The organism is Breznakia blatticola, from assembly GCF_004365815.1.
Lineage (GTDB): Bacteria > Bacillota_I > Bacilli_A > Erysipelotrichales > Erysipelotrichaceae > Breznakia > Breznakia blatticola.
Genome location: NZ_SODD01000088.1, coordinates 1 through 1915 on the forward strand (window position 1 = coordinate 1; position 1915 = coordinate 1915).

Annotated in this window: 1 protein-coding gene; it reads right to left on the bottom strand. The window is 28.4% G+C overall.

Annotation, left to right across the window (positions count from 1 at the left end):
• Positions 1-85: 85 nt before the first annotated feature.
• Complete coding sequence (locus tag EDD63_RS11460) at positions 86-1498, bottom strand: hypothetical protein (RefSeq protein WP_134171449.1); 1413 nt, start codon at positions 1496-1498, stop codon at positions 86-88.
• Between the last annotated feature and the right edge of the window lie 417 nt (positions 1499-1915).

The following is a 1915-nucleotide window of genomic DNA, read 5'->3' on the forward strand; positions in this document are numbered from 1 at the left end:
TACCATCACAAGAAATGCTTTAAAGACACATAAATTATTCAGTACTTATCAGTGATTTATCGAGACTTGGTATGCACTGGTTGAATTAAGCCTTTATTTTAATATTGTTTTCATAAATCTCACTTAATTGCTTTGCAGTTTCATCTTCGCTAGATAGATTATTGCATAAATAATAAATTGATCGATACAATTTGTAATTTTTGGTATCAATAGAAGCTAATTCCCAATTTTTAATTATATCCATTAAATTTGCAGAAAAAATCTTAGAATATCTTCCACTACAATACTCATCATATATTTTTATATTATTTAAAACAATTCTTACTCTTTTTGCAATATCCTTCTCTCCAACAAAATCTTCCATCCTTATAGCAAATTGTAAGTAATCCATAACTGCTCTTAAATTATTAGGTAATGTATATTCATTAATTTCACGAGGATCAACAGGTTGTAAATCCAATAAAATATGATTCCGCAAAAATGAATAATACCATTTTTCTAGTGTCTCTTCCTCTTCTAATATTTTTTTCAGCATTTCATTATTTACATCACTTTTATCATCCTTTAAGCTTGACAATATTTTTTTCATAGGCTTATGATGAAGCTCATTTTCATTATACAAAAAGACCTGTGTAGCTAACGGTGAAAGTTTTTCTATATATTTACTAGTTTGATCAAATAATTCATTTGTTTTAATTAATGAATCATTTTTTGAATAATTTATCAAAGGATTGTTTTCCAAAACGATATTTTGTAAAACGGAATCCCTTAATTGCTTTTCGCGATACGCTATTACTACAATAAAACAACTTGAAATATATTTCCTTAAATCTTCAAGCATTTGGTATATTTTAATGTTACTTACTAGATCTAGATCATCTATCAAAATTGAAATTGTTTTATATTCTTTATTCATACCTTCATTTATCAAATCTATAGTGTCTCTAGCAATTTCGAAAAGAATTGTTTTAAAATTAATACTCTCTTTATATTCATCTAGAACTTCGCAAGTAGTATACTTGCTTATTGCATCATTAGATGAAATTCGTACTGTCCCGAGTGTCTCTGTAGCGTTTTTGATTTTATTAAATAGATTTATAAATTTTTCGTCGTTAACATTATTCTCAACTTTTTCAATATTTTTTAGTATTGAACTCAACACTAATTCGATAAGTGGAACTTCATCAGCAAACATGCCCGGATCAATTATGTCCAAAACCAGAGAGTTTTCTTTTTCAAATACATTCTTAATTGTATATAATAACGATGATTTTCCAGTTCCCCTCTCTCCTATCAATGAAATTAAATAATTTCCTTTGGGTTCTTTTTTTTCATTTTTCAATTCTTTCAAAGTTTCTTCCCAATCTTTTGCAATTGAGGTGAATAATTTTTTTGTAGCACTCACTTGCTCATAAAAAATATATTCTTTCTCCATTGCTTGATCATTCGATACAACTACTGGTTGAGTTGAAAACTTTCTTAGATCGATCTGTTTCATATATATTTCTCCTTTATTTATAATGAAATAACTTATTTATTAAATATTTTATATCTTTTTAAGGTGAATATCAATAATATTTGTCTATACAGATATTCTCATGGGTAGTGTCTATAATTCTTGTGAATGTTACAGTAGAATTTCATTGTATCGTTTATCAAACATTTTATTAATCCTGCTTGTCCTACTTCGGACCATTTATGAACTATTCATGACTCTATAAAAGGATCATTTAAGAGTAAGCGTAAAACAATTAGCGCTACCTGAAAAGACTGAGGTGGCAGTATTTTGACGTTCAACCTCAGTCTTTTTTACGCTTAACTTGGACAAAACATTCTCTAGGTAAACTTGGGTTTGTTGGCAACAGCCGCTCTACGCTAACACCAGGATCCCTTAGTGCACCTATCACATATGTTA